The sequence below is a fragment of the Variovorax sp. YR752 genome, assembly GCF_943372545.1.
Window position 1 is genome coordinate 1 of sequence record NZ_CALRZC010000021.1, and the last position, 24198, is coordinate 24198.

24 protein-coding genes are annotated in these 24198 nt (G+C 69.0%); 15 read left to right on the forward strand and 9 right to left on the reverse strand.

The window, feature by feature from the left end; genetic code table 11:
- Positions 1–1366 (reverse strand): nitric oxide reductase transcriptional regulator NorR (gene norR / locus AAG801_RS07360; RefSeq protein ID WP_341887806.1); only part of this gene is annotated, 1366 nt, incomplete at its 3' end.
- Positions 1367–1501: 135 nt separating this feature from the next.
- Here norR and hmpA point away from each other — a divergent pair.
- The 6 genes from hmpA (at position 1502) to AAG801_RS07390 (ending at position 7920) form a co-directional block, all read left to right on the forward strand.
- Positions 1502–2686 carry an NO-inducible flavohemoprotein gene (hmpA, locus tag AAG801_RS07365; protein WP_341887807.1) on the forward strand — a complete coding sequence of 395 codons (1185 nt, stop codon included), beginning with the start codon at positions 1502–1504 and terminating at the stop codon, positions 2684–2686.
- Between the two features lie 91 nt (positions 2687–2777).
- Positions 2778–3698, forward strand: coding sequence for a cysteine synthase A (cysK, locus tag AAG801_RS07370; RefSeq protein ID WP_341887808.1), 921 nt, complete (start codon positions 2778–2780; stop codon positions 3696–3698).
- Between the two features lie 151 nt (positions 3699–3849).
- Complete coding sequence (locus AAG801_RS07375; RefSeq protein WP_341887809.1) at positions 3850–5496, forward strand: NAD(P)/FAD-dependent oxidoreductase; 1647 nt, start codon at positions 3850–3852, stop codon at positions 5494–5496.
- Positions 5497–5504: 8 nt separating this feature from the next.
- A complete protein-coding gene (locus tag AAG801_RS07380; RefSeq protein ID WP_341887810.1) occupies positions 5505–6053 on the forward strand; it encodes a VUT family protein in 549 nt (182 codons plus the stop codon).
- A gap of 5 nt (positions 6054–6058) precedes the next feature.
- Entirely contained in the window at positions 6059–6685 is a 627-nt protein-coding gene (locus tag AAG801_RS07385) for a flavin reductase family protein (RefSeq protein ID WP_341887811.1), read from the forward strand.
- A 227-nt stretch (positions 6686–6912) separates the two neighbouring features.
- On the forward strand, positions 6913–7920 hold the full coding sequence (locus AAG801_RS07390) for a ProQ/FINO family protein (RefSeq protein WP_341887812.1): 1008 nt from the start codon (positions 6913–6915) through the stop codon (positions 7918–7920).
- A gap of 90 nt (positions 7921–8010) precedes the next feature.
- Here the strand turns inward: AAG801_RS07390 and htpX are convergent, their stop codons facing one another.
- The 8 genes from htpX to AAG801_RS07430 form a co-directional block, all read right to left on the reverse strand.
- On the reverse strand, positions 8011–8883 hold the full coding sequence (gene htpX, locus AAG801_RS07395) for a protease HtpX (RefSeq protein WP_101488641.1): 873 nt from the start codon (positions 8881–8883) through the stop codon (positions 8011–8013).
- A gap of 158 nt (positions 8884–9041) precedes the next feature.
- Positions 9042–11363, reverse strand: a complete 2322-nt coding sequence (locus tag AAG801_RS07400; protein ID WP_341887813.1) for an IgaA/UmoB family intracellular growth attenuator — start codon at positions 11361–11363, stop codon at positions 9042–9044.
- Positions 11364–11456: 93 nt separating this feature from the next.
- Positions 11457–12254 (reverse strand): DUF3025 domain-containing protein, encoded by a 798-nt coding sequence (locus AAG801_RS07405; protein WP_341887814.1) that lies wholly within the window; start codon positions 12252–12254, stop codon positions 11457–11459.
- The gene (locus tag AAG801_RS07410; protein ID WP_341887815.1) at positions 12230–13054 is read right to left on the reverse strand and encodes an NYN domain-containing protein; all 825 of its coding nucleotides are present in this window, start codon (positions 13052–13054) and stop codon (positions 12230–12232) included. Before AAG801_RS07410 ends, AAG801_RS07405 begins: the two co-directional genes overlap by 25 nt.
- Positions 13051–14082, reverse strand: coding sequence for a dihydroorotase (pyrC, locus tag AAG801_RS07415; protein WP_070060172.1), 1032 nt, complete (start codon positions 14080–14082; stop codon positions 13051–13053). Before pyrC ends, AAG801_RS07410 begins: the two co-directional genes overlap by 4 nt.
- 133 nt (positions 14083–14215) lie before the next feature.
- Entirely contained in the window at positions 14216–14737 is a 522-nt protein-coding gene (locus AAG801_RS07420) for a sigma-70 family RNA polymerase sigma factor (protein WP_341887816.1), read from the reverse strand.
- A gap of 3 nt (positions 14738–14740) precedes the next feature.
- The gene (locus AAG801_RS07425; protein ID WP_341887817.1) at positions 14741–14953 is read right to left on the reverse strand and encodes a DUF2892 domain-containing protein; all 213 of its coding nucleotides are present in this window, start codon (positions 14951–14953) and stop codon (positions 14741–14743) included.
- A gap of 148 nt (positions 14954–15101) precedes the next feature.
- Entirely contained in the window at positions 15102–15845 is a 744-nt protein-coding gene (locus tag AAG801_RS07430) for a peptidoglycan-binding protein (protein ID WP_341887818.1), read from the reverse strand.
- A gap of 175 nt (positions 15846–16020) precedes the next feature.
- Between AAG801_RS07430 and AAG801_RS07435 the strand changes: the two genes are divergently transcribed.
- The 9 genes from AAG801_RS07435 to AAG801_RS07475 all read left to right on the forward strand — a co-directional run bounded on the left by AAG801_RS07435 (position 16021) and on the right by AAG801_RS07475 (position 24191).
- On the forward strand, positions 16021–16359 hold the full coding sequence (locus tag AAG801_RS07435) for a Rieske 2Fe-2S domain-containing protein (RefSeq protein WP_341887819.1): 339 nt from the start codon (positions 16021–16023) through the stop codon (positions 16357–16359).
- Positions 16360–16406: 47 nt separating this feature from the next.
- Entirely contained in the window at positions 16407–16649 is a 243-nt protein-coding gene (locus tag AAG801_RS07440) for a hypothetical protein (protein WP_101488631.1), read from the forward strand.
- Positions 16650–16856: 207 nt separating this feature from the next.
- Positions 16857–18518, forward strand: a complete 1662-nt coding sequence (locus AAG801_RS07445) for an ABC transporter substrate-binding protein (protein ID WP_341887820.1) — start codon at positions 16857–16859, stop codon at positions 18516–18518.
- Between the two features lie 35 nt (positions 18519–18553).
- Complete coding sequence (locus AAG801_RS07450) at positions 18554–19507, forward strand: ABC transporter permease (RefSeq protein WP_341887821.1); 954 nt, start codon at positions 18554–18556, stop codon at positions 19505–19507.
- A gap of 24 nt (positions 19508–19531) precedes the next feature.
- Positions 19532–20431, forward strand: a complete 900-nt coding sequence (locus AAG801_RS07455) for an ABC transporter permease (protein ID WP_341887822.1) — start codon at positions 19532–19534, stop codon at positions 20429–20431.
- Positions 20432–20435: 4 nt separating this feature from the next.
- Entirely contained in the window at positions 20436–21476 is a 1041-nt protein-coding gene (locus AAG801_RS07460; protein ID WP_341887823.1) for an ABC transporter ATP-binding protein, read from the forward strand.
- Positions 21477–21537: 61 nt separating this feature from the next.
- Positions 21538–22548 carry an ABC transporter ATP-binding protein gene (locus AAG801_RS07465; protein ID WP_341887824.1) on the forward strand — a complete coding sequence of 337 codons (1011 nt, stop codon included), beginning with the start codon at positions 21538–21540 and terminating at the stop codon, positions 22546–22548.
- Positions 22549–22574: 26 nt separating this feature from the next.
- A complete protein-coding gene (locus AAG801_RS07470; protein ID WP_341887825.1) occupies positions 22575–23753 on the forward strand; it encodes an amidase in 1179 nt (392 codons plus the stop codon).
- Positions 23754–23810: 57 nt separating this feature from the next.
- Positions 23811–24191 carry a cupin domain-containing protein gene (locus AAG801_RS07475; protein WP_341887826.1) on the forward strand — a complete coding sequence of 127 codons (381 nt, stop codon included), beginning with the start codon at positions 23811–23813 and terminating at the stop codon, positions 24189–24191.
- The last annotated feature ends 7 nt before the right edge of the window (positions 24192–24198 follow it).

Consider the following 24198-nt stretch of genomic DNA (forward strand, 5'->3'; position numbering starts at 1 on the left):
CCCGCGCAGGCGATGCCACCGGCGCTGTCGAGGTGGCGGTCTCCAATGCCAGATGGTGCGGTTCGATGGCCGTCCAGCGCGAGCCGCGCGGCTGTTCCCTGAACGCCCGCAGCGACGCACGGCTGATCACATGCTCGAGCTCGCGCACGTTGCCCGGCCAGCCGTGCGCCAGCAGGGCGGCCTTCGACGCCGGCGAGAGCCGCAGGTTGCGCGCGCCCAGCCGGTGCTGGTTCTCCTCGAGAAAGCTGCCGGCCAGCACGAGCACGTCGCGCCCGCGTTCGCGCAGCGGCGCCACGACGAGCGGATAGACCGACAGCCGGTGGTACAGGTCGGCACGAAACCGCCCCTGCGCAATCGCTGCGGGCAGGTCGCGGTTGGTGGCCGCGATCACGCGCACGTCGACCTTGTGCATGCGGTCGCTGCCGGGCCGCTGCACCTCGCCGCTTTGCAGCACGCGCAGCAGCTTGGCCTGCACGCTCAGCGGCAGCTCGCCGACCTCGTCGAGAAAGAGCGTGCCGCCATCGGCGATCTCGAACTTGCCGTCGCGGTCCTGCACGGCGCCGGTGAACGCGCCGCGCTTGTGGCCGAAGAGTTCGCTGTCGGCCAGCGTCTCGGGCAGCGCCGCGCAGTTGACCTGCACCAGCGGCTGCTCGCTGCGCCGCGAGCGCGCGTGCAGGCGCTGCGCGACGAGGTCCTTGCCGACGCCGGTTTCGCCGAGCAGCAGCACCGTGAGGTCGGACACGGCGACGGTGTCGATCTCGTCGCACAGCTGCTTCATCGCCGGGCTGCTGCCCAGCAGCTCGCGGGGCGCGCCGCGGCCTGCGCGCAGCGCCTGTGCGACGGCCTGCTCGCGCATCGCGCGCGCCTGCATCTCGCGGATCGTGTGGGCGGCTTCGATGCCCGTTTCGACGAGGGTGACCAACGCCTCCATCTGCGCCGGGCTCACGGCATCGAAGGCGTGCGGTTCCAGGGCATCCAGCGTGAGCAGGCCCCAGAGGGCGCCGCGCAGGCGCAGCGGCGCGCCCATGCAGTCGTGCACCGGCAGGATGCCCGGCTGGCCGGCGACGAGGCCGTCGTAGGGGTCGGGCAGGTTGCTGTCGTGGGCGAAACGCAGGCCCCGTTCGCTGCCGAGCAGGCGTGCGAAACGCGGGTGGGCGGCGACGGGAAACTGGCGCCCGAGGGTTTCATCGCTCAGTCCGTCGACCGCGACGGGCTTCAGCACATCGACGTCGAGCTGCAGCAGCGCGGCGGCATCGCAGCGGACCAGTCCACGCGCGGCGGCGAGCAGCGATCGGTAGCGGGCGGCCTCGGCTTCGGGCTCGGGCGGCGGGGCCTCGGTGGTCGAATTGACACGTATCGTGGTCATAAATACAACGCTGAAGTTGTGGTGAATTTGACCACACCTGATAAATCCCCAATGGCGTCAAGCACTTGCAACGGCCTTCCGGCTGGCACGGATCGTGAGATGACAAAGGCATCTCAACAGAGGAAGCGCCAGACCATGAACCCGCAAACCATCGCCATCGTCAAGTCCACCGTGCCCGCGCTGAAGGCCCACGGCGAGGCCATCACCAGCCACTTCTACAAGATCATGTTCGAGGGCCATCCGCAGGTGAAGGCCTTCTTCAACGAAGCGCACCAGGCCGCGGGCACGCAGGCGCGCGCGCTGGCGGGGGCCGTCATCGCCTACGGCGCGCACATCGACCGGCTGGACGAGATCGCCGGCGCCCTGCCCCGGATCATCCAGAAGCACGCGGCGCTGGGCGTGCTGCCCGAGCACTACCCGATCGTCGGCCACTACCTGCTGCGCGCCGTGAAGGAGGTGCTCGGCGATGCCGCGACCGACGAGGTGATCGCCGCGTGGGGCGAGGCCTATGAATCGCTGGCGGGGCTGCTCATCGCGGCGGAAGAAGCCGTCTACAGCGCCAACGCGGCGCAACCCGGCGGATGGCGCGGCACGCGCGAGTTCCGTGTGGCGCGCCGCGAAGACGAAAGCGAGGTCATCACCTCGTTCTACCTGGAGCCCGTGGACGGCGGCGCGCTGCTGGCCTTCTCGCCGGGGCAGTACCTCACGCTGGTGCTGGAGATCGACGGCCAGCCGGTGCGGCGCAACTACTCGCTGTCCGACGCACCGGGCAAGCCGTGGTACCGCATCAGCGTGAAGAAGGAAGAAGGCGGTCGCGCCTCGAACTGGCTGCACGAGGCGGCCGTGATCGGCACGCGGCTGCAGGCGCAGGCACCGTGCGGCGACTTCGTGCTGCAGCCCGCCGGCGAGCAGGCACGTCCGCTGGTGCTGGTGACGGGCGGCGTGGGCATCACGCCCGCGATGAGCATGCTCGAATCGATGGCGCACACGGGCCGGCCGGTGCACTTCGTTCATGCGGCACGGCACGGCGGTGCGCATGCGTTCCGCGCCCGCGTCGACGCGCTCGCGCAGCGGCATGCGAACGTGAAGCCGCTGTATGTCTACGACGCGCCGCGCGACACCGACACGCCGCACGCGACCGGTTTCGTCACCCGCGAGCTGCTGGCCGGGCTGCTGCCGGAAGACCGCGACGTCGACCTGTACTTTCTCGGGCCGAAGCCGTTCATGAAGGCGGTGTACGCCAACGGGCTGGCGCTCGGCGTGCCCAAGCAGCAGCTTCGCTACGAGTTCTTCGGGCCGCTGGAAGCCCTGGAAGCCTGAGGGAAGCAAAGCCCTGCGCTGAAACGGTCGCGGGCTGGTCTCACAATGCGCGCTGTCCGCTTGAACAACCGCATTGATCCAAGGAGATTCCATGAAGGCCCAGAACATCCTCCAGACCATCGGCAACACGCCGCACATCCGCATCAACCGTCTGTTCGGTCACGCGAAGCAGCAGGTCTGGATCAAGTCGGAGCGCGCCAACCCCGGCGGCTCGATCAAGGACCGCATCGCGCTCGCGATGGTCGAAGACGCCGAGCAGAGCGGCGCGCTGAAGCCCGGCGGCACGATCGTCGAACCGACCTCGGGCAACACCGGCATCGGCCTGGCGATGGTCGCGGCCGTCAAGGGCTACAAGCTGATCCTGGTGATGCCCGATAGCATGTCGGTCGAGCGCCGCCGCCTCATGCTGGCCTACGGCGCCACCTTCGACCTCACGCCGCGCGCCGGCGGCATGAAGGCCTCGATCGCCCGCGCCGAGGAAATCGTGGCCGGCACGCCCGGCGCATGGATGCCGCAGCAGTTCAACAACCCCGCGAACGTCGACGTGCACGTGCGCACCACGGCCGAAGAAATCGCGGCCGACTTTCCCGACGGCATCGACGTGCTCATCACCGGCGTGGGCACGGGCGGCCACATCACCGGCGTGGCGAAGGTGCTCAAGAAGAAGTGGCCCAAGCTGCAGGTGTTCGCGGTGGAGCCCGTGGCCTCGCCCGTGATCTCGGGCGGCGCACCGGCACCCCACCCCATCCAGGGCATTGGCGCGGGCTTCATTCCGAAGAACCTCGACACCTCGCTGCTCGACGGCGTGCTGCAGGTCGACGCCGAACCGGCGCGCGAAATGGCGCGCCGCTGCGCGGTCGAGGAAGGCATCCTGGTCGGCATCTCGTCGGGCGCAACGCTCGCGGCCATTGCGCAGAAGCTGCCCTCGCTGGCGCCCGATGCGGTGGTGCTGGGCTTCAACTACGACACGGGCGAGCGCTACCTGTCCGTCGAGGGCTTCCTGCCCGCGTAATCTGGCTCGCCCCCAGGCTACGCGCACTTCGTGTCGCTTCTCCAACCCCCTACCGGGGGCAACACCAGCGGCCCGGCAAAGCCGGTTCCGCGGTGTTCCAGCATGGCGACGTTAAAATGCCCGGCTGCTTGATAACCACAAGCCCCACGACATGCTGCGAATCTCCGAACTCAAACTCCCGCTCGACCACGCGCCTGACGCGCTGGTCACCCTGATCGCCCGAACGCTCGACGTTCCGCCTGAAGCGATCGCCTCCCACACCGTCTACAAGCGCAGCTTCGACGCCCGCAAGGTCGACCTGCTCACGGTCTACATCTGCGACGTGCAGCTGGCCGACGCGGCGCTCGAAGCCGCGCTGCTCGCCAAGCACGCCAGCCACCCGCACATCCAGCCCGCGCCCGACATGCGCTACACGCCGCCGGGCCATGCGCCTGCTGATCGAGATGACGCGACGCGCCCCGTGGTGATCGGCTTCGGCCCCTGCGGCATCTTCGCGGCGCTGATGCTCGCGAAGATGGGCTTCAAGCCCATCGTGCTCGAACGCGGCAAGACCGTGCGCCAGCGCACCCGCGACACCTGGGGCCTGTGGCGCAAGAGCGTGCTCAACCCCGAGTCGAACGTGCAGTTCGGCGAAGGCGGCGCCGGCACCTTCTCGGACGGCAAGCTCTACAGCCAGATCAAGGACCCGCGCTTTCTCGGCCGCAAGGTGATGGAAGAGTTCGTGAAGGCCGGCGCGCCGCCCGAAATTCTGTACGTCGCCCATCCGCACATCGGCACCTTCAAGCTGGTGAAGGTGGTCGAGAACATCCGCGAGCAGATCGTCGCGCTCGGCGGCGAGATCCGCTTCGAGCAGCGCGTGACTGACGTGCAGATCGAAGACGGCCCCACCGGCAAGCACTTGCGCGGCCTCACCGTGCTCGACCAGACGACGGGCCAGAGCAGCGAGCTGCGCGCCGACCACGTCGTGATGGCGCTGGGCCACAGCTCGCGCGACACCTTCGAGATGCTGCATGCGCGCGGCGTGTACATCGAGGCCAAGCCCTTCTCGATCGGCTTCCGCGTCGAGCACCCGCAGGGACTGATCGACCGCGCCCGCTGGGGCCGCCATGCGGGCCATCCGCTGCTGGGCGCGGCCGACTACAAGCTGGTGCACCACGCGAGCAACGGCCGCTCGGTCTACAGCTTCTGCATGTGCCCCGGCGGCACCGTGGTCGCGGCCACCAGCGAGCCGGGCCGCGTGGTCACCAACGGCATGAGCCAGTACTCGCGCAACGAACGCAACGCCAATGCCGGCATCGTGGTGGGCATCGACCCGAAGGACTTCCCGGGCGATGCGCTCGCAGGCATCGCGCTGCAGCGCCAGCTCGAAAGCAACGCCTACGTGCTCGGCGGCAGCAACTACCACGCGCCCGGCCAGTTGGTGGGTGACTTCATCGCCGGCAAGCCGTCGACCGCACTCGGCAGCATCATCCCGTCGTACAAGCCCGGCGTGACGCCGACCGACCTGCACCAGGCCCTGCCCGCCTACGCCATCGAGGCGATGCGCGAGGCCTTTCCCGCCTTCGGTCGCAAGATCAAGGGCTTCGACACGCACGACGCCGTGCTCACCGGCGTGGAAACGCGCACCTCGTCGCCGATCCGCATCACGCGCGGCGACGACCTGCAGAGCCTGAACGTGCGCGGCCTCTACCCGGCCGGCGAAGGCGCGAGCTACGCGGGCGGCATTTTGTCGGCCGGCGTGGACGGCATCAAGGTGGCCGAGGCCGTGGCGCGCAGCGTGCTCGGCAGGGCTGTTTGAGTTTGATGATGCACTTTCAGCGCCCCACCACCGGCCAGCTGGCCGTCGCCACGCTGGCGATGGCCGCCGTGGTGCTTGCGTCCAACATCCTCGTGCAGTTCGCCATCAACGACTGGCTCACCTGGGGCGCCTTCACCTACCCGGTGGCCTACCTCGTGAGCGACCTCGTCAACCGGCGCTTCGGCCCCGGCATGGCGCGGCGCGTGGCCTGGGTCGGTTTTGCGGTGGCCGTGGCGGTGTCGCTGCTGCTCGCACCGGCGCGCATCGCCGCCGCCTCGGGCCTGGCCTTCATCGCTTCGCAGCTGCTCGACATCCGCGTGTTCGACCGCCTGCGCCGCGGCCTCTGGTGGCGCGCGCCGCTGGTGGCTACGGTGATCGCGGCCGTGCTCGACAGCATCGTCTTCTGGGGCATCGCCTTCGCAGGCACCGACGGCCCCTGGCTCACCTGGGCGCTCGGCGACCTGGGCGTGAAGCTCGGTGTCGGCGTGCTGATGCTGTTGCCGTTCCGGCTGCTGATCGGCCGCACGGCCGCGCGCACCGCGACCCTGAGCCATTGAGAGCCATGATGTCCAACGACGATTTCCACTACTACGAACCCGCCAAGGGTCACGGCCTGCCGCACGATCCGTTCAATGCGATGGTCGGCCCGCGTCCCATCGGCTGGATCTCGTCGCAGGACGAGAACGGCGTGCTCAACCTCGCGCCCTACAGTTTTTTCAACGCCTTCAACTACACGCCGCCGATCGTCGGCTTCGCGAGCATCGGCGCCAAGGACAGCCTGCACAACATCCGCCAGACCCGCGAGTTCGGCTGGAACCTCGCCACGCGCCCGCTGGCCGAGCGGATGAACCAGTCGTGCGCGGCCGTGCCGCCCGAAGTGAACGAGTTCGAGCTCGCGGGCCTCACGCCGGTGGCGTCGAATCAGATCGCCGCGCCGCGCGTGGCCGAGAGCCCCGTGTCCTTCGAATGCCGTCTCACGCAATTGATCCAGCTCGAAGGCGTCGATGGCGTGCCGGTGCAGACCTGGCTCGTGCTTGGCGAAGTGGTGGGCGTGCACATCGCGCGCCACCTGCTCAAGAACGGCATCTACGACACCGCAGCGGCGCAGCCCATCCTGCGCGGCGGCGGTCCGGCCGATTATTTCGAGATCAGCGCCGACAATATGTTCAGGATGTTCCGGCCCCGTTGAGAAGGTGTGAACGAACCCGCCATGCCCGCTCATCCCACCCAGGCGCACCCGCTCGGCGTTGCAAATGCTCGCCATAGCCCAAGCTATGGCTGCGCTTTGCGCCTTGATCGAGCGCGCCCGGGCGGGCTGCTCGGGCACGCCGGATTCATTCACACCTTCTGCCCGCGGGCAACCGGCTTTCTGTTGTTCCTCTTTCCATCCCATCGCGCCCACCGCCGATCCCACGTATGACCGACGCATCCACCGCCGCCCCGAACACGAACGCGCGCAACGCACGGCGCCCGCGCCAGGACCTGGCCGAGCAGCTGCAACAGCTGAAGACGGGCGCGGGCCCCGACGCAGGCGCTGACGCGTCGGCTGCGCAGCCCGCTTCCGAGCCACAGCAGCAACAACAACAACGCCCGCCGCGGGCGAAGCAGCAGCGCCCGCAGGGGCAGCAGCAGCCTCAGCAGGGGCGCAAGCCGCGCGGCCCGCAGCAGCAGCAACAACAGCCGGAAACCCAGCGCGCACCGCGCAAGGTCAACCCGGTGCTCGAGCGCCTGTTCGCGCTGTACCCGCAGCTCTTCGGCGCACGCTTCGTGCCGCTCAAGCTCGGCGTGTACGAAGAGCTGATCGCGCGCCATCCCGAAGACTTCAAGGCCGAAGACCTGAAGGTCGCGATGGGCCAGCATGCGCGTTCCACGCGCTACCTGGAGAGCGTGGCCGCCGGCCATGCGCGCCATGACCTCGACGGCAACGCGCTCGACCCAGTCGCGCCCGAGCACGTGCACCACGCCATCCTCGAGCTGCACCGCCGCCGCTCGCACCGCAACCCCGGCGAAGACCTGCGCCCGCAGCTGGTGACGCGCATCGCCAAGGCCATCGAAGCCTCGGGCCTCGACCACGAGGCGTATGCCGTGCTGGTGCGCTCGCGCGACGCCAACACCAACGCCATCGTCGACGAAGCCCTGGCCGAACTCGCCCAGCAGGCCGCCAAGCGCGAAGCCCTGCTGCGCGCCTTCGAAGCCAGCGGCCGCAGCGAACAGGAGTTCGCCGACATGTACGGCATGAAGCCCGCCGACGTGACGCGCACGCTGCAGCGAGTGCGTGACGATCAGAAGCGGGCAGCGGCGGCGGCAGAAGCTGCCGCGGCTGCTGCGGCAGCAGCACCAGAACCGGAAGCGACTGAAGTGCAAGCCGCTGCGCCCGAAGCAGAAGCCGCCCCGGCCGCGCCCGAAGCGCCCACCGCGGACTGACGCCACGCGCCAGTCCCAACGAAAAAAGCCGCCACATCACTGTGGCGGCTTTTTTCATGGCGACGGCGTTGGCCGTCTCTGGCAGTTGGCTCAGCGCGCGTTCTGCAGCGCTGCAATACGCTCTTCGATCGGCGGATGCGTCGCAAACAGCTTGCCCATCGCGCCCGTGATGCCCATGGCTTCGACCGCCTTCGGCAGTTCGCCGGCCGGCAGGCCGCCCAGGCGGGCGAGCGCGTTCATCATCGGCTGGCGATTGCCCATGAGGGCGGCGGCGCCGGCGTCGGCGCGGAACTCGCGCTGGCGCGAGAACCAGGCCACCACGATCGCGGCGGCAAAACCGAGCACGATGTCCAGCACGATGGTGCTCACGTAGTAGCCGATGCCGGGGCCCGACGAGCGGTCGTCGCCGCGGCGCAGGAAGCTGTCGACCGCGTAGCCGATCACGCGCGAGAGGAACACGACGAACGTGTTCATCACGCCCTGGATCAGCGTCATGGTGACCATGTCGCCGTTGGCGATGTGCGCGACTTCGTGGCCGATGACGGCCTCGACCTCTTCGCGCGTCATGCCCTGCAGCAGGCCTGTGGACACGGCCACGAGCGACGAGTTCTTGAACGCGCCGGTGGCGAAGGCATTGGGCTCGCCCTCGAAGATGCCGACCTCGGGCATGCCGATGCCGGCCTTGTCGGCGAACTTGCGCACCGTGCCGACGATCCAGGCCTCGTCGGGCGACTGGGGGTTGTCGATCATGCGCAGGCCGGCCGTCCACTTGGCCATGGGCTTGCTGATGAGCAGCGAGATGATCGCGCCGCCGAAGCCCATGATCAGCGCAAAGCCGAGCAGCGCCGTGAGGTTGAGGCCGTTGGCCGTGAGGAAGCGATTGACGCCGAGCAGGCTGGCGACCACGCCGAGCACCGCGACGACCATCACGTTGGTCAGGACAAACAGAAGGATACGTTTCAAGTTGAATTCTCCGTGGGGAAATCTGCCACCTAGATAAGGGCCCCGGGGCCCTCTTCAAGCCGCGCGCGACGGGGAGGCCCTCGGTGTTGCATCCGGTGGAGCCATGATAGGAGCAAAAGTTCTGGCGCCCCGATATTCCCCGCCGGAGTCAAGGCCTGTCAGAAAAGGCCGGTGGCGCCCGGTGCCGGGCGGGTGGCGATGTCAGCGTCGAGCCGGGCGCGGCGGCGGCTGTCCTGCGTCCAGCGCAGCGCAAACAGCACGCCGTTGACCAGCACCAGCCCCGCGGCGAACAGCCACCACAGCACGTGCGCGCCCGCAGCGGTCATGCGCGAAGCATCGAGGCTCGGGTCGATGCGCACCCACGGCGTGCCGGCAGCGTCCTTGCCGCTGGCGGTGACCAGGCCTTCGAGCGTGAAGGGCTTCAGGCCTTCCGCAGTGGCGTTGCGCTGCAGGCGAGCCCAGCGGGCGAGCAGGGAACTGTCGGTATCGCTGTCGTCTTCGGTGACGTCGGGCGCGCCCGCGGTCGCGCCCGGCACATCGTCGTTGCCTTCGCCGGGCTGCTGCACCGGCGCGTTGTCGATGCGCATGGAAGACGCCAGCAACACGCCGCCCTGGGCGGGCACGATGGCAGGACGCGCGGCCTCGATCTTCGCGGCCACCACGCTGTCGACCGCTTGCGCCAGCGCACGCTGCACGGACGCCAGCTGTTGGCGCGACAGGATGAGGTCGGCGTTCTCCTGGCCTGCTGCTGCGCTCGTGGCCAGTGCCTGCCAGGTGTTCACCGGCGTGTCGACGCCGTCCTTGTCGACCGTGGCGTCGATGGCGCGCACGAGCTCGCGCTGCAGGCGTTCGCAGGCGGCGGGCGACAGGCCGGCGGCGTCCTTGCAGGCGGCGTCGATCATCGCCACCGAGCGGTCGAAGCCGCGCACGGTCAACGGCACGCTCTCGCGCGCACGGTAGGCCGCGAGCGGGTCGGAGGCCTGTCCGCCCATCTGCTGCATGCGCAGCATCGCGATCAGGCTGGCCATCGCGTGGTTCTCGGTCGCGCGAAGGAAGCCGGGCTCGCCGAGCGCCAGCACGCTGGGCGGGATGTCCAGTGCGGGGACGACGGGTGCGGTGCCGTTCCAGCGCACGGACGTGCAGTCGATGACCGGCACGCCGCGGGTGGTGTGTTCTTCGCCACGGCCATTCATGTCGATCTCGCACCGGCCCTGGCCTTCCATGCGCGCGCGGCTGCCCCATCGCGGCAACTTGTCGGCGAGTTGCCCTGCATCGCCATAGGTGGCCGTGGCGCCGCCGTTCGTGAGCCATTGCGCAGCGAGTGCGGCTTCGCCGCGCGGGTCGGGCGCCGACAGCACGACCGCGCCGATGGCGAGCAGGCCGATGACCAGATGCAGCAGGTGCCGGCCCCAGTACGCGGGCCGGAAACGCCGCCATTCGTCGGCCACCGACCACTTCGAACCGAAGCTCACGGCGCTGAAGTCGCTGGTGCGCAGCTCGGCTTCGATCACCTCGCCGTAAGGGACCGACGCCGTCGTGCGCCAATGCGAAGGCAGCACCAGGCTCAGCTTGTCGCCGATGAAGAGCCCCACGTTCTGCACCGACGCGTTGCTGGCGTTGACCACCGCGATCTGGTTGAGCATGCCGCGCACGCGGTTCACCGGCTGCGGTTGCCGCGCAGGCGCCGTTGCCGGCGGCGTGCGCACGAACAGCCACGCGGCCCACAGGCCCGCGAGCCCGCCTGCGCCCATCAGGTAGACGCTCACCGCTTGCGTGGCGTCCCAGGTGGCGACCCACAACAGCACGAAGGCAAGCAGCCAGGCGAAGGCCGAGGCCCAGCCGCCGCGCCCCATGCGGCTCTCGACCTCTTCGGGCGTTTCGGTGCGCTGGCTCAGGATGTCGACCTCGCCGCGCTGGTAGCGCGCATTCGGGTCGGTCGCGATCGAGGCGGCCACGGCTTCGGGCATGGCCGCGCCGGTGTCTGCGCCGACTTCATCCAGCGACGGGAGCGCACCGATCTCGCCGCGCTTCCATTGCTGGTCCTGCGCCTGCTGGCGCTGCGCGCGCTGCCGGCCTTCGAACAGATCGAAGCCGTTCAGGCGGATCACGACGGCGGACTTTCCGGCCAGCACCACCAGCGCCTGGTTGTGCGGCTCGATGTAGTCGATGGCGTCGTAGGGCAGCAGCACATCGACGTCGCCGATGGTGTCGTGCTCGGTGGACGAGCCCTGCGTCGACAGGCCATGGCGCAGGAACGCACCGCTGAGTTCGCGCACGTTGTCGTCAACCGTGAGCTTCTGCCCCATCAGGAAGGGTTGCAGTGCCGATTTTTCTTCGTCGGTGATGCGGCGCAGCACCGGCGCATTGCGGAAGTCTTTCAGGGCACTCCGGTTGTCGGAGCGGCGCGACATGTAGACGATGAAGCTGTAGATCCCGTAAAGAATCAGCCCGACCTTGAGCACGATGATGATGGTGTCCATCTTTTTGGCCTCTCCCTTGGCATGTGAACGTACGGCGCGCGCGTGGCGCGTGATGCATGCGCCTGACGAAGGCCCCTCCCGGGCCCGTCAACGCTAGCGCGACTTCGGTTCTGACAACGCGCCCGGCAAGGGTCGAAAGACCTGCGGGTCGGCATAGAACGAAGCCGATGTATTTTCGACGCACCAGCCGGGCACGCCGAGCACCGGAATAGGAACGAAAGGCTTCGCTTCGAGCTGTTTCGCATCGATATTTCTCGCCATCGCTGCATCGTCGAAGGCGGTGGAGCCCGTCGCACGGTGCGTCAACAACACATGCGCGGTGATCGGCTTGCGCGGCGTCACCAGCTTTTCGAGCAGCGCATGACCGAAGAGCAGCAGGCGTGCGTCCTGCCACAGGCTGCGCTGCGTGACGAACAACGCCTGCCAGTCGCGCGCGATCAGCGCCTCCCACAGCGCAGGCGGTGCATCGAGCACGGCGCCGTTTTCGTCGAACAGCGTGAGCGCATCGCGCAGCGGCCCGCGCGTGGCGCCGACGCCGGCGCGCGCGATCTCGGTGGCCTGCAGTTCGTTGAGCCGGCGCTTGGTCTCGGGAAAGGCCAGCCAGACGAGGCCGTTGAAGAAGTCGTGCAGGTTGTCGCGCGTGGGCACGGTGCGCGTGCGGAAGATGTGGGCCTCGTAGGCCTGGCCTTCGGGCAATGCATCTTGCGTGACGAAGTCGGGCACGGCAGGCGGCTTGGCCGCCTGCAGCGCGGCTGCGACGGTGCCGCCCTGTGCAATGGCCCGCGCCACGGCTTCGCCAGGATCGCGGTACGGGGCCAGCCAGGGTGCGGCCCACTCGATGGCCGCGACCGCCGGCAGGCCCGGGCTCAAGGCGCGGGCGCCCCCGTCCATCGGATGCGGTCGGGATGCTGCATCACCGCGAACTCGGCCGTGAGCTTGTCGAACAGCTTGAGCGAGCTGCCGCTCTTGCTGAGCAGGCCGGCGGTGCGCAGGGCCTTGGCCACGTCGTTGAGCGGCACGTCGGTGCCGCGGCGCAGCGCGGGCATGGCCTGCAGGATGAACTCGGCCGCTTCGGAGATTGGAGGCACCGGCGGCGGTGGCGGCGGCGCAGCGGGCTTGGCCGTCTTGGTCGCCGTCTTGCGCGCGGTCTTGGCGGCCACCTTCTTCGCGGGTGCCGTCTTGGCGGCCGGCGTCTTCTTCGCGGCGGCTGTCGTCTTCCTGGCCGGCGCGGTGCGCACGGCCGGCTTCACGCCGTGGTGCGGAATGTCGATGAAGCTGTCGTAGACGCCGACGGTCTCTTCGCCGGTCTTGCCCTGCTGGCCGATGCCGCAGACGCGGCAGCCTTTTTCGCGCAAGCGGATGACGAGCGGCGCGAAGTCGGAGTCGGACGACACCAGCACCACCACGTCGGGCCGCTCGGCGATCACGAGGTCGATGGCGTCGACGGCCAGCGCGATGTCGGTGCTGTTCTTGCCCGCCGACAGGTTCACCATCGGCCGCACCGACAGCCGCTTGAACAGCGCCTGCCGGTTCACGGCCATCTCGGCGTTGCAATACGCACGGCGCACGTGGATGGCGCCGAAGTCTTCCATCGTGCGCTGCACGGCCTGCTCGATCACGTCGGCCGAGACGTTGTCGGCGTCGATCAGCAGCATGACGCGCAGCGACGACAGGGGCGTGACGGGTGTCATGCGAGCTTCCAGTTCACGGTCTCGCCGCCGCGCAGCGGCTTGAGCGTGGCTTCGCCGTAGGGCACGGTCTCGGGCAGCGTCCAGGTTTCGCGCTTGAGCGTGATGGTGTCGGTGTGGCGCGGCAGGTCGTAGAAGTCGGGGCCGTGGAAGCTGGCAAAGCCCTCGAGCTTGTCGAGTGCGTTCACGCTGTCGAAGGCCTCGGCGTACAGCTCGATGGCGGTGAGCGCGGTGTAGCAGCCGGCGCAGCCGAGCGCGTGCTCCTTCAGGTGCGCGGGGTGCGGCGCGCTGTCGGTGCCCAGGAAGAAGCGGTCGCTGCCGCTGGTGGCGGCCTCGACCAGCGCGACGCGGTGCGTCTCGCGCTTGAGCACGGGCAGGCAGTAGTAGTGCGGGCGGATGCCGCCGGTGAAGATGGCGTTGCGGTTGTACAGCAGGTGGTGCGCCGTGATGGTGGCCGCCGTGAAACGGTCGGCGTCGCGCACGTAGTGGGCACCTTCCTTCGTGGTCAGGTGCTCGAACACCACCTTCAGCTCGGGAAAGTCGCGGCGCAGCGGAATCATCACGCGGTCGACGAACACCGCTTCGCGATCGAACAGGTCGATGGCGGGGTCGGTCACTTCGCCGTGCACCAGCAGCAGCAAGCCGTGCTTCTGCATGGCTTCGAGCGTCTTGTAGGTCTTGCGGATGTCGGTCACGCCGGCATCGCTGTTGGTGGTGGCACCGGCCGGGTAGAGCTTGAGCGCGCGCACGCCGGCTTCGGCGGCGAGGGCGATTTCTTCGGGCGGCAGCTTGTCGGTCAGGTAGAGCGACATCACGGGCTCGAAGGACGTGCCCGCGGGCACGGCGGCGCGGATGCGGTCGCGGTAGGCCACGGCCTGAGCGGCAGTGGTCACGGGCGGACGCAGGTTCGGCATGATCAGCGCGCGGCCGAACTGGCGGGCGCTGTGGGGCACGACGGCTTCGAGGGCGGCGCCATCGCGCACGTGCAGGTGCCAGTCGTCTGGGCGGGTGATCGTGAGGGTGTCTGTCATGGCCCCGGGATTGTCGCTGGAATGGGAACTCCCCCAGGCTGCGCGCACTTCGTGTCGCTTCGCCAACCCCCTCGCCGGGGGCGACACCTGCGGCCCGGCAAAGCCGGTTCCGCGGTGTCCCCCGCGGCAGCCCCTACCCCAGCAGGTACTCGCGCACCAGCAGGCGCGCACGATGCAGCCGGCTCTTCACCGCACCGCCGGGCTCGCCCAGGCGCCCGGCGATCTCGGCGATGGTGAGTTCCTCGAAGTCGCGCAGCAGCACGACCTCGCGGTAGTGCGCCGGCAGCGATTCGAGCGCGTTGGCCAGGTCGATGCGCAGCGCGTCGTCGCTGCGGGCCGCGAGCTGGCGTTCGACCACGTCTTCATCGAGCGGGTCGTGCCGGAACATCGCGCGCTGCAGGCGCAGGCATTCGCGCCGGATGACGGTGAACAGCCACGACGAGAACGCCGCGGCCGCCTGCAGCCCGCGCACCCGGCGCGCGACCACGAGCAGCGACTCCTGCACGGCGTCGTCCACGTCGCTGGCCTGGCAGTGCCGGCGGGCGTAGCGGCGCGCGTCGGTCTGGCAGGCGGCGAGCAGGCCCTCGATGGCGACGGGATCGCCGGTCTGCGCGGCCAGGATCAGGCAGGTGCGGTCGATGGTGGCGGCAGCCATGGGTCAGCGTCCTTCTTGGTCGAGCTTGCGCCCGAGCATCGCGCACATCGGGCAGAAGCCGACCAGCCCGGTAAGCGCCAGCATCGCGCCCATGAGGCCGACCGCGGCGGCCAGGGCGTCCGCCGGCCAGTTCATGGCGGCGAAGGCGAGGCCGGCGAGGCCCAGGGCGATGCGCAGGGCGCGTTCCCAGCCGGGGACATTCTTGACGTAGAGCATGGTGGTTTCCTTCGATCCGTGACGTGTGAGTGCGGGGGAACAGAACGCCCCTCCCGCATGGAAAGAGGCGGCCACCTGCCGAAACGGTTCGCGGAAAGTCAGGATTTTTTCATGCGCTCGCGGCAACACCCACCCGCATGAGGCACAGCTACCGCTGGAACACCCCGCAGACGCGGTCGGCCACGGCCTGCATCCAGCGCACATGGCTGGTCGAGCTGCGCGCGCCGCGGCCCGGCGGCCAGGGATCGAACACGCGCAGCGTGGTGCCGCCCCCGCCGGGGTCGTTGTCGCCGCGGATGCCCACGAGCACGACCATGTGGCCCGGCTGGCCGGCGGGCGCGCCGCCCTTGGTGCCCCAGCGCAGGTCGAACATCAGGGGGCCGGCGTGCAGCGCGGTGCGCAGCGCAGCGACGGTCCACGGGCCGTGAGGCCGCAGCGTGAGACCGTGCGCGGCGGCGAAGCGATGGTTGTCGTCATCGTCGTTGTCACTGCCGGCTGCATGGCGGTCGCTGTCCACGCGGCGGCGCAGTGCGCCGTCAGCGCCCATCAGCTCGGAGGGCGTGCGCGCCAGCACGGTCTGCACGGTGGCGCGCGTGAGCATCGCCGTGGCCGCCGCCCAGCACAGCGCGTGCACGGGCTGCGGAATCAGCGCCACGGGGTGCAGCAGCGGCGCGTGGGTTTCGTTGTCGAAGGCCACGTTGCGGGTGCAGGGGCCGGCCTCGCCGTCCTCGCACAGCCAGTGCGCGGCCTGCAGACGCAGCACGGCCGCCCGGGTGACGGGGCCGTAGTCGCCATCGGGTACGAGGCCGGGGCTGGGCTGCAATTTGCGGTTCAGGGCGTCCTGCAGGCGGCGGACATCGGCCCCGCGCCAGCCCTGTTTCAGCGTGCTCATCGGTGGGTATCCCCCTTGACACAAGGATGCACGGACGAAGGAATGCGAGCGGGTGCATTGTGGAAACGGCACGCCCCCTGCGTCTATTGGTCGGATGACATAGCCGGAACATGTGATGACACAGGGGTTTCCCCCCAAGCGGCAGGCCGGTGGCGGACCTTGGTAGGCTTGCTCCATGACCGCGCCCGCCCCGACCGCCCAGCCCATCGCCACCGAACTCGCCGACGGCGGCCTTGCGGCCCTGTTCACCGCGCCCGGCGGCGCGCCGGCCTTCGCGGTGCGCTGGCAGGGCGCCGTGCACGGCTACCTGAACCAGTGCCCGCACGCGGGCGGCCCGCTCGATTTCGAAGGCCAGATCCTCGAAAGCTCCGGGCGCTACCTGATGTGCGCGCGGCACGGCGCGATCTTCGAGCCCGACACCGGACGCTGCGTCGGCGGCCCCTGCCGGGGCGCGCGGCTCACGCAGCTGGCGCTGCGCGAAGCGTCGGACGGCAGCGTGTGGCTGGCCGACTGAGGCCTTCGAGCCGCTACAGTCGCGACCTCTTCTTTCCGCCCTGCCCCATGCGCCGATTCGCTGCTTTCTCCGTCCTCGTTCCGGCCCTTCTCATCGTCGCAGGCTGCGTCTCGCGGCCCGCGCCGCGCGTCACCTTCCTGGCCGACGGCGTGTTCAAGTCGCCCACCGCGCAGGACGCCGAGAATTACTGCCGCAACTTCGGTGCGCCGATGCGCTTCCTGAGCAGCACGTTGTCGGAAGTAGCGGCAGAGGGCGTGCCGGCCGGGGAAGTCGTCTACCGCTGCGACTGAGCCTCGGCTTCCGCCGGTCGCACGACTCCACCGGCCTGACTGGCAGCTCGCGCGGCTGCCGATCGCGGACATGGGAGTCGAGGTGGGCCTGCGCTGCGCGCGGCGCGAGATCGCCTGAGTCGGCCAGGGGATATCCGTCGGCTGGCACATGTCGTGCTTGAGGGGTTTTCGTCCTTTCCGTCACCCCCCCACCCACCGGAGTTCCATGTGAAGCGTGCTGCCCCCGCCCTGTCCCTGAAACCCCTGGCCGCCTGCGCGGCGCTCGCCACCCTGGTCTTCGCCGCGCCGGCCGCGCTGGCGCAGGAAAAAACACTGCGCATCGCCATGACCGCGGCCGACATCCCGCGCACCCTCGGCCAGCCCGACCAGGGCTTCGAAGGCAACCGCTTCACCGGCATTCCGATCTACGACGCGCTCACGCAGTGGGACCTGTCGAAGGCCGATGCACCCAGCGTGCTGATTCCCGGACTTTCCACGTCGTGGGCCGTCGATGCCAAGGACAAGACCAAGTGGGTCTTCAAGCTGCGCCCCGGCGTCAAGTTCCACGACGGCTCGGCCTTCAACGCCGATGCCGTGGTGTGGAACGTGCAGAAGGTGCTCGACAAGGAAGCCCCGCAGTTCGACCCCAGCCAGGTGGGCGTGACCGCATCGCGCATGCCCACGCTCAAGTCGGCCCGCAAGATCGACGACGTGACGGTCGAGCTCACCACCAGCGAGCCCGATGCGTTCCTGCCGATCAACCTCACCAATCTGTTCATGGCTTCGCCCGCCCAGTGGCAAAAGAAGTTCGATGCCGCCGCCGGCGCAACGCCCGCCGACAAGGCCAAGGCCGCCTGGACCGCCTTTGCCGCCGACCCGGCCGGCTCGGGCCCGTTCAAGGTCACGCGCTTCGTGGCGCGCGAACGCCTCGAGCTTGCTGCCAACAAGACCTACTGGGACGCCAAACGCACGCCGAAGATCGACAAGGTCGTGATGATTCCGATGCCTGAAGCCAACGCGCGCACCGCCGCGCTGCTGGGCGGGCAGGTCGACTGGATCGAGGCGCCCGCCCCCGACGCCATGGCGCAGATCACGCAGCGCGGCTTCAAGGTCTATTCGAATGCACAGCCGCACGTGTGGCCGTGGCAGCTGTCGTTCGCCGAAGGCTCGCCCTGGCTCGACAAGCGCGTGCGCCAGGCCGCCAACCTCTGCATCGACCGCGGCGGCATGAAGCAGCTCCTGGGCGGCATGATGGCCGAGCCCAAGGGCACCGTGCCGCCCGGCCACCCCTGGTTCGGCAAGCCCGGCTTCGACATCAAGTACGACGTGAAGGCCGCGCAGGCGCTCATGACGCAGGCCGGCTACTCGGCCGCCAAGCCGATCAAGGTGAAGGTGCAGATCTCGGCCTCGGGCTCGGGCCAGATGCAGCCGCTGCCGATGAACGAATTCGCGCAGCAGTCGCTCAAGCAGTGCTTCTTCGACGTGCAGTTCGACGTCATCGAATGGAACACGCTCTTCACCAACTGGCGCAAGGGCGCGAAGGATGCGTCGGCCAACGGCGCCAGCGCGGTCAACATCAGCTTCGCGGCGATGGACCCGTTCTTCGCGATGGTGCGCTTCGTGAGCACCAAGGCCTTCCCGCCGGTGTCGAACAACTGGGGCTACTACGGCAACGCCGAGGTCGACAAGCTGGTGGCCGATGCACGCACCAGCTTCGACGACAAGGCGCGCGACACCGCGCTGGCCAAGTTGCACACGCACATCGTGGACGACGCCCCCTTCGTGTGGATCGCGCACGACGTGGGGCCGCGCGCCATGTCGGCCAAGGTGAAGAACGTGGTGCAGCCCAAGAGCTGGTTCATCGACATCGCGACCATGACGATGGACTGACCTTCTCCCGTAGCCAGCCACGAGCCAGCCACCCCATGTTCACCTACCTCCTGCGCCGCGTGATCTACGCCGTGCCGATCATGATCGGCGTGGCCCTCGTGTGCTTTCTGCTCGTGCACATCGCGCCCGGCGATCCGCTGGTGTCCATCCTGCCGCCCGACGCCTCGGCGGACCTGCAGGCGCAGCTGCGCGAGCTCTACGGCTTCAACCGCTCGCTGCCCGAGCAGTTCGCGCTGTGGGTCTGGCGCGCGCTGCACGGCGACCTGGGCGTGTCCATCGCGAGCAACCGCGCGGTGGCCGGCGAAGTGTTCACCGCGGTGGGCAACACGCTGCGGCTGGCGGTGGTGGCCACCTTCATCGGCTTCGTTCTGGGGTGCCTCTTCGGCTTCGTGGCGGGCTACTTCCGCAACTCGTGGATCGACCGATTCGCCTCGATGTTCTCGGTGCTCGGCGTGAGCGTGCCGCACTACTGGCTGGGCATGGTGATGGTGATCGTGTTCTCGTCGCAGCTCATGTGGCTGCCCGCCACGGGCGCGGGCCCGAGCGGTTCGGGCGACTGGGCCTGGGACTGGGAACACCTGCAGTTCCTCTTGCTGCCGGCGCTCACGATGTCGGTGATCCCGATGGGCATCATCGCGCGCACCGTGCGCGCGCTGGTGGCCGACATCCTCGACCAGGAATTCATCGTGGGCCTGCGCGCCAAGGGGCTCACGCACTTCGGCGTGTTCCGCCACATGGTGAAGAACGCGGCGCCCACGGCGCTCGCCGTGATGGGCCTGCAACTGGGCTACCTGCTCGGCGGCTCGATCCTGATCGAGACCGTGTTCTCGTGGCCCGGCACCGGCTTCCTGCTGAACTCGGCGATCTTCCAGCGCGACCTGCCGCTGCTGCAGGGAACGATCCTGGTGCTGGCGATGTTCTTCGTGGTGCTCAACCTGCTGGTCGATGTATTGCAGACGCTGCTCGATCCGCGCATCGCGCGCGCCTGAAGAAGAGAAGAAAGCCGCAACACCATGTCCTCCGTGCTTCCCGCTTCTTCCGCCATCGCAGTCGAGCCGTTGCCGGCCCAGCGATCCCGCGGCTACTGGGCCTCGGTCTGGCTGCGCTTTCGCCGCGACCCGGTCGCGGTCGGCGCGGCCATCGTCGTGCTGCTGCTGATCGCACTCGCGCTGTTCGGCCCTTGGCTCGCGCCGTCCGACCCGTACCAGTCGTCCATGCTCAAGCGCCTCAAGCCCATCGGCACCGAAGGCCTGCCCTTCGGCAGCGACGAACTGGGCCGCGACATGCTCTCGCGGCTGATCGTCGGCGCGCGACTGTCGCTCTTCATCGGCATCACGCCGGTGCTCTGCGCCTTCGCGTTGGGCACCGTCATCGGCATCGTCGCGGGCTATGCGGGTGGCCTCACCAACACACTGATCATGCGCACGATCGACGTGTTCTACGCGTTCCCCTCGGTGCTGCTCGCCATCGCGCTCTCGGGCACGCTGGGCGCGGGCGTGGTCAATTCGCTGATCTCGCTGACCATCGTGTTCATTCCGCAGATCGCGCGCGTGGCCGAAAGCGTGACCACGCAGGTGCGCACCCGCGACTACGTGGAAGCGGCACGCGCTTCCGGCGCCAGCCCCTTCACCATCGTGCGGGTGCATGTGCTGGGCAATGTGCTCGGTCCGATCTTTGTCTACGCGACGAGTCTGATCGCGGTCTCGATGATCCTGGCCTCGGGCCTGTCGTTCCTCGGCCTGGGCGTGAAGCCACCGGAGCCCGAGTGGGGGCTGATGCTCAACACGCTGCGCACGGCGATCTACGCGCAGCCGTGGGTGGCGGCGCTGCCGGGCGTGATGATCTTCATCACGTCGATTTCCTTCAACCTGCTTTCCGACGGCCTGCGTTCGGCGATGGACAACAAGGGGTGAGGCCATGGACGCACTGAAAGACATCGGCGGCCCGGCACAGCCGCTCCTCACCATCTCGGGCCTGGTCAAGCACTTCCCGCTCAAGAAAGACCCGCTGGGCCGCGGCGGCGGCGTAGTGCGCGCAGTCGACGGCGTGGACTTCGAAGTCATGAAGGGCGAAACGCTCGGCGTGGTCGGCGAATCGGGCTGCGGCAAATCGACCACCGCGCGCCTCCTGATGCAGCTGATCGAGCCCACGCGCGGCGAGGTGGTGTTCGACGGCCGCGAGGTCGGCAGTCGCGACCTGCCGCTCAAGGAGTTCCGTCGCCAGGTGCAGATGGTGTTCCAGGACAGCTACGCCTCGCTCAACCCGCGCCTCACCATCGAGGACTCGGTGGCCTTCGGGCCGCAGGTGCACGGTGTGTCGCGGCGCGAGGCGGTGGCGCGGGCGCGCGACCTGCTCGCGCGCGTGGGCCTTTCGCCTCAGCGCTTTGCCGAGCGCTATCCGCATGAGCTGTCGGGCGGCCAGCGACAGCGCGTGAACATCGCGCGCGCGCTCGCGCTGCAGCCGCGCATGGTGATCCTCGACGAAGCCGTGTCGGCGCTCGACAAGTCGGTGGAGGCGCAGGTCATCAACCTGCTGCTCGACCTGAAGACCGAGTTCGGCCTTACCTACGTGTTCATCAGCCACGACCTCAACGTGGTGCGCTACGTGAGCGACCGCGTGATGGTGATGTACCTGGGCCAAGTGGCCGAGATCGGCCCGGCCGATGCGCTGTACGAGGCGCCCGCGCATCCCTACACGCGCGCGCTGCTGTCCTCGATGCCGTCGATGGACCCCGACAACCGTACGGAGGAAGCGGCGCTTGCGGGCGATCCGCCGAACCCGATCAACCCGCCTTCGGGCTGCCGCTTTCATCCGCGCTGCGCGCTCGCCGCACCGGTGTGCAGCAAGGTCGTGCCCGAACGCATCGTCACCGGCTCGCAGCATGCGGTGAGTTGCCTGATTCACGAAGCGGGCAGCGGGCATCCGATGGCCACTGAAGCCCGGAGAGAAGCAGCATGAGCGCCGCGCCGGGCCGCCCCAAGCAAGCTCGCACCGCAGTGCGAAGCACGAAGGTACCCCAATGAGCGACAACAACGAACCGATGGTCCGGCTGCGCGACCTCAGCGTCACCTTCAGCGGCGGCCGCAAGCCCGTGCATGCGGTCAGCGGCGTGAGCCTCGAAGTGCAGCGCGGCGAGGTGGTCGCGCTGATCGGCGAATCGGGCTCGGGCAAGAGCGTGACCATGCGCACCCTGCTGCGCCTGCACCCCGAGCGCCGCACGCGCATGGGCGGCCAGGTGCAGGTGGCGGGCCGCGACGTGCTCGCGATGTCGCAGCGCGAACTGACCGACTTCCGCGGCAAGGTCGCGTCCATGATCTTCCAGGAGCCGCTGCTGGCGCTCGACCCGGTGTACTCGGTGGGCGCGCAGATCGTCGAATCGATCCGTCGCCATGAATCCGTCAGCCAGGCCGAGGCACAACAACGTGCGCTGGCGCTGTTCGAGCGCGTGCGCATTCCGAGCCCCGAACGGCGGCTCGAGGCCTATCCGCACGAGATGTCGGGCGGCATGCGCCAGCGCGCCATGATCGCGCTCGCACTCGCCTGCAAGCCACAGCTGCTGCTGGCCGACGAACCGACCACCGCGCTCGACGCCACGGTGCAGATCCAGATCCTGCTGCTGCTGCGCGAGCTGCAGCGCGACCTCGGCCTGTCGGTGATCTTTGTCACGCACGACATCGGTGCCGCCGTCGAAGTGGCCGACCGCATCGCCGTGATGTATGCGGGCCGCATCGTCGAGGAAGGCACGGCCCGCGAGTTGATCCGCTCGCCGCGCCATCCGTACACCATCGCGCTGCTCAAGAGCCGCGCGCACGGCGCACTGGCGCGCGGCACGCGGCTGGAAACCATCGGCGGCGCACCGCCCGATCTTTCCTCGTTGCCGCCCGGCTGCTCCTTCGCGGAGCGCTGCGCGCTGGCCAGCGATGCCTGCCGCGCCGCACAACCGCCCGTGGTCGAGCTGGCGCCGAACCACCGTGTGCGCTGCATCCATACGGATGCCGCAGCGGCCATCGCGCCCGTGCTGGTCGCCTGAATCCTCCACCCTTCATTCCCACCACCATGCCGTTGCACGACCCCGCCCACGCCTTCGTTCCGTACCCCGATGCGCCAGCGCCACGCGCCTCGACCGGCCCGCTGGCGGACTTGAGCTTTGCTGCCAAGGACCTGTTCGACGTGGCCGGCTACCCCACGGGCGGCGGCAATCCGATCGTGCTCGCGATGTCAGGCATCAAGACGCGCACCGCGCCGACCGTGCAGAAGCTGCTCGATGCCGGCGCGCGCTTTGCCGGCAAGACCGTGACCGACGAGCTCGCGTTCTCGATGAACGGCAACAACGCGCACTTCGGTGCGCCGATCAACGGCGGGGCGCCGCTGCGCATCACGGGCGGCTCGTCGTCGGGCTCGGCTTCGGCGGTGTCGTCGAAGCTGTGCGACTTCGCGCTCGGCACCGACACCGGCGGCTCGGTGCGCGCGCCGGCCAACCACTGCGGCCTGTATGGCCTGCGCCCGACGCACGGCCGCGTGAGCCTCGAAGGCGCGCTCGACCTCGCGCCCAGCTTCGACACCTGCGGCTGGTTCGCGCGCGACATCGGCACCTTTGCGCGCGTGGCCGATGTGCTGCTGGACGCCGACGCAGCCGCCCTGCCCGAACGTGTGCGGCTGCTGCGGCCCGACGACGTCTGGGCGCTCGCCGTGCCTGCCGCGGCCGAAGCACTGCAAGGTGCGGCCGATCGCGTGCAAAGCCTCCTCGGCCCGGCAGAGGGCACGACCGCGGCGATGGAATCTTTCGACGCGATGTACTGGAACTTCCGCTACCTGCAGTCGCGCGAAGCCTGGCTCACCGACGGCCCGCTGATCGAGCGCTACGCGCCGCCGCTGGGCCCGGGCGTGGCCGAGCGCTTTGCGTGGTCGCGCGACGTGACCGATGCGCAGGTGGCGACCGCGCGCGTGTTTCGTACCGCCTTCCGCGCGCACCTGGCCGCGCTGCTCGGCACCGACGGCGTACTGCTGATGCCGACCATGCCCGACATCGCGCCGCTGCGCAGCGACAACGAGGCCTCGATGGAGGACTACCGCAACCGCGCGATCCGGCTGTTGTGCATCGCGGGGCTGGCGGGCTTTCCGCAGCTCTCGATGCCGCTCGCCACACGCGATGGCGCGCCGCTGGGCCTCTCGCTGCTGGGGCCGGCGGGGTCGGACCGGTCGCTGATCGCGCTGGCCGAGCGCATCGCGGGGTAATACAGGGCCATGTGGCCTGGGTTAGTCTGCTGTTCCCACGTCCCGCACAGAAGCGCCATGTCGAACAACACCCAGGTCACCCCCCCCAAGGAAATCGCCGCCTCGCTCACCGAGTTCTGGTCGCCGCGCGTCGTCGCCGAAGTCGACGACGCCTACATCAAGGTCGCCAAGGTCCACGGCTCGCTCGCATGGCACAGCCATGACGACGAAGACGAGCTGTTCATGGTGCTCAAGGGGCGCCTGCGCATCGAGATGGAAGCCGGCCCCGTCGAGCTTGGCGAAGGCGAGATGTTCGTCGTGCCCAAGGGCGTGCGGCACAACCCGGTCGCCGACGAGGAATGCCACCTGATGCTCATCGAGCGCAAGACCACGCTGCACACCGGTAGCACCGTCACCGAAAAGACCCGCTCGCTCGCGGAGCAGTTGCGCCCCGTCTGATCAAGCC

Excerpts from the sequence above, each read along its gene's own strand:
- hmpA (WP_341887807.1), top strand. The coding sequence starts at position 1,502 with ATGAACCCGCAAACCATCGCCATCGTCAAGTCCACCGTGCCCGCGCTG.
- cysK (WP_341887808.1), top strand. The coding sequence starts at position 2,778 with ATGAAGGCCCAGAACATCCTCCAGACCATCGGCAACACGCCGCACATC.
- AAG801_RS07375 (WP_341887809.1), top strand. The coding sequence starts at position 3,850 with ATGCTGCGAATCTCCGAACTCAAACTCCCGCTCGACCACGCGCCTGAC.
- AAG801_RS07380 (WP_341887810.1), top strand. The coding sequence starts at position 5,505 with ATGCACTTTCAGCGCCCCACCACCGGCCAGCTGGCCGTCGCCACGCTG.
- AAG801_RS07385 (WP_341887811.1), top strand. The coding sequence starts at position 6,059 with ATGATGTCCAACGACGATTTCCACTACTACGAACCCGCCAAGGGTCAC.
- AAG801_RS07390 (WP_341887812.1), top strand. The coding sequence starts at position 6,913 with ATGACCGACGCATCCACCGCCGCCCCGAACACGAACGCGCGCAACGCA.
- AAG801_RS07400 (WP_341887813.1), bottom strand. The coding sequence starts at position 11,363 with ATGGACACCATCATCATCGTGCTCAAGGTCGGGCTGATTCTTTACGGG.
- AAG801_RS07405 (WP_341887814.1), bottom strand. The coding sequence starts at position 12,254 with ATGGACGGGGGCGCCCGCGCCTTGAGCCCGGGCCTGCCGGCGGTCGCG.
- AAG801_RS07410 (WP_341887815.1), bottom strand. The coding sequence starts at position 13,054 with ATGACACCCGTCACGCCCCTGTCGTCGCTGCGCGTCATGCTGCTGATC.
- pyrC (WP_070060172.1), bottom strand. The coding sequence starts at position 14,082 with ATGACAGACACCCTCACGATCACCCGCCCAGACGACTGGCACCTGCAC.
- AAG801_RS07420 (WP_341887816.1), bottom strand. The coding sequence starts at position 14,737 with ATGGCTGCCGCCACCATCGACCGCACCTGCCTGATCCTGGCCGCGCAG.
- AAG801_RS07425 (WP_341887817.1), bottom strand. The coding sequence starts at position 14,953 with ATGCTCTACGTCAAGAATGTCCCCGGCTGGGAACGCGCCCTGCGCATC.
- AAG801_RS07430 (WP_341887818.1), bottom strand. The coding sequence starts at position 15,845 with ATGAGCACGCTGAAACAGGGCTGGCGCGGGGCCGATGTCCGCCGCCTG.
- AAG801_RS07435 (WP_341887819.1), top strand. The coding sequence starts at position 16,021 with ATGACCGCGCCCGCCCCGACCGCCCAGCCCATCGCCACCGAACTCGCC.
- AAG801_RS07440 (WP_101488631.1), top strand. The coding sequence starts at position 16,407 with ATGCGCCGATTCGCTGCTTTCTCCGTCCTCGTTCCGGCCCTTCTCATC.
- AAG801_RS07450 (WP_341887821.1), top strand. The coding sequence starts at position 18,554 with ATGTTCACCTACCTCCTGCGCCGCGTGATCTACGCCGTGCCGATCATG.
- AAG801_RS07455 (WP_341887822.1), top strand. The coding sequence starts at position 19,532 with ATGTCCTCCGTGCTTCCCGCTTCTTCCGCCATCGCAGTCGAGCCGTTG.
- AAG801_RS07460 (WP_341887823.1), top strand. The coding sequence starts at position 20,436 with ATGGACGCACTGAAAGACATCGGCGGCCCGGCACAGCCGCTCCTCACC.
- AAG801_RS07465 (WP_341887824.1), top strand. The coding sequence starts at position 21,538 with ATGAGCGACAACAACGAACCGATGGTCCGGCTGCGCGACCTCAGCGTC.
- AAG801_RS07470 (WP_341887825.1), top strand. The coding sequence starts at position 22,575 with ATGCCGTTGCACGACCCCGCCCACGCCTTCGTTCCGTACCCCGATGCG.
- AAG801_RS07475 (WP_341887826.1), top strand. The coding sequence starts at position 23,811 with ATGTCGAACAACACCCAGGTCACCCCCCCCAAGGAAATCGCCGCCTCG.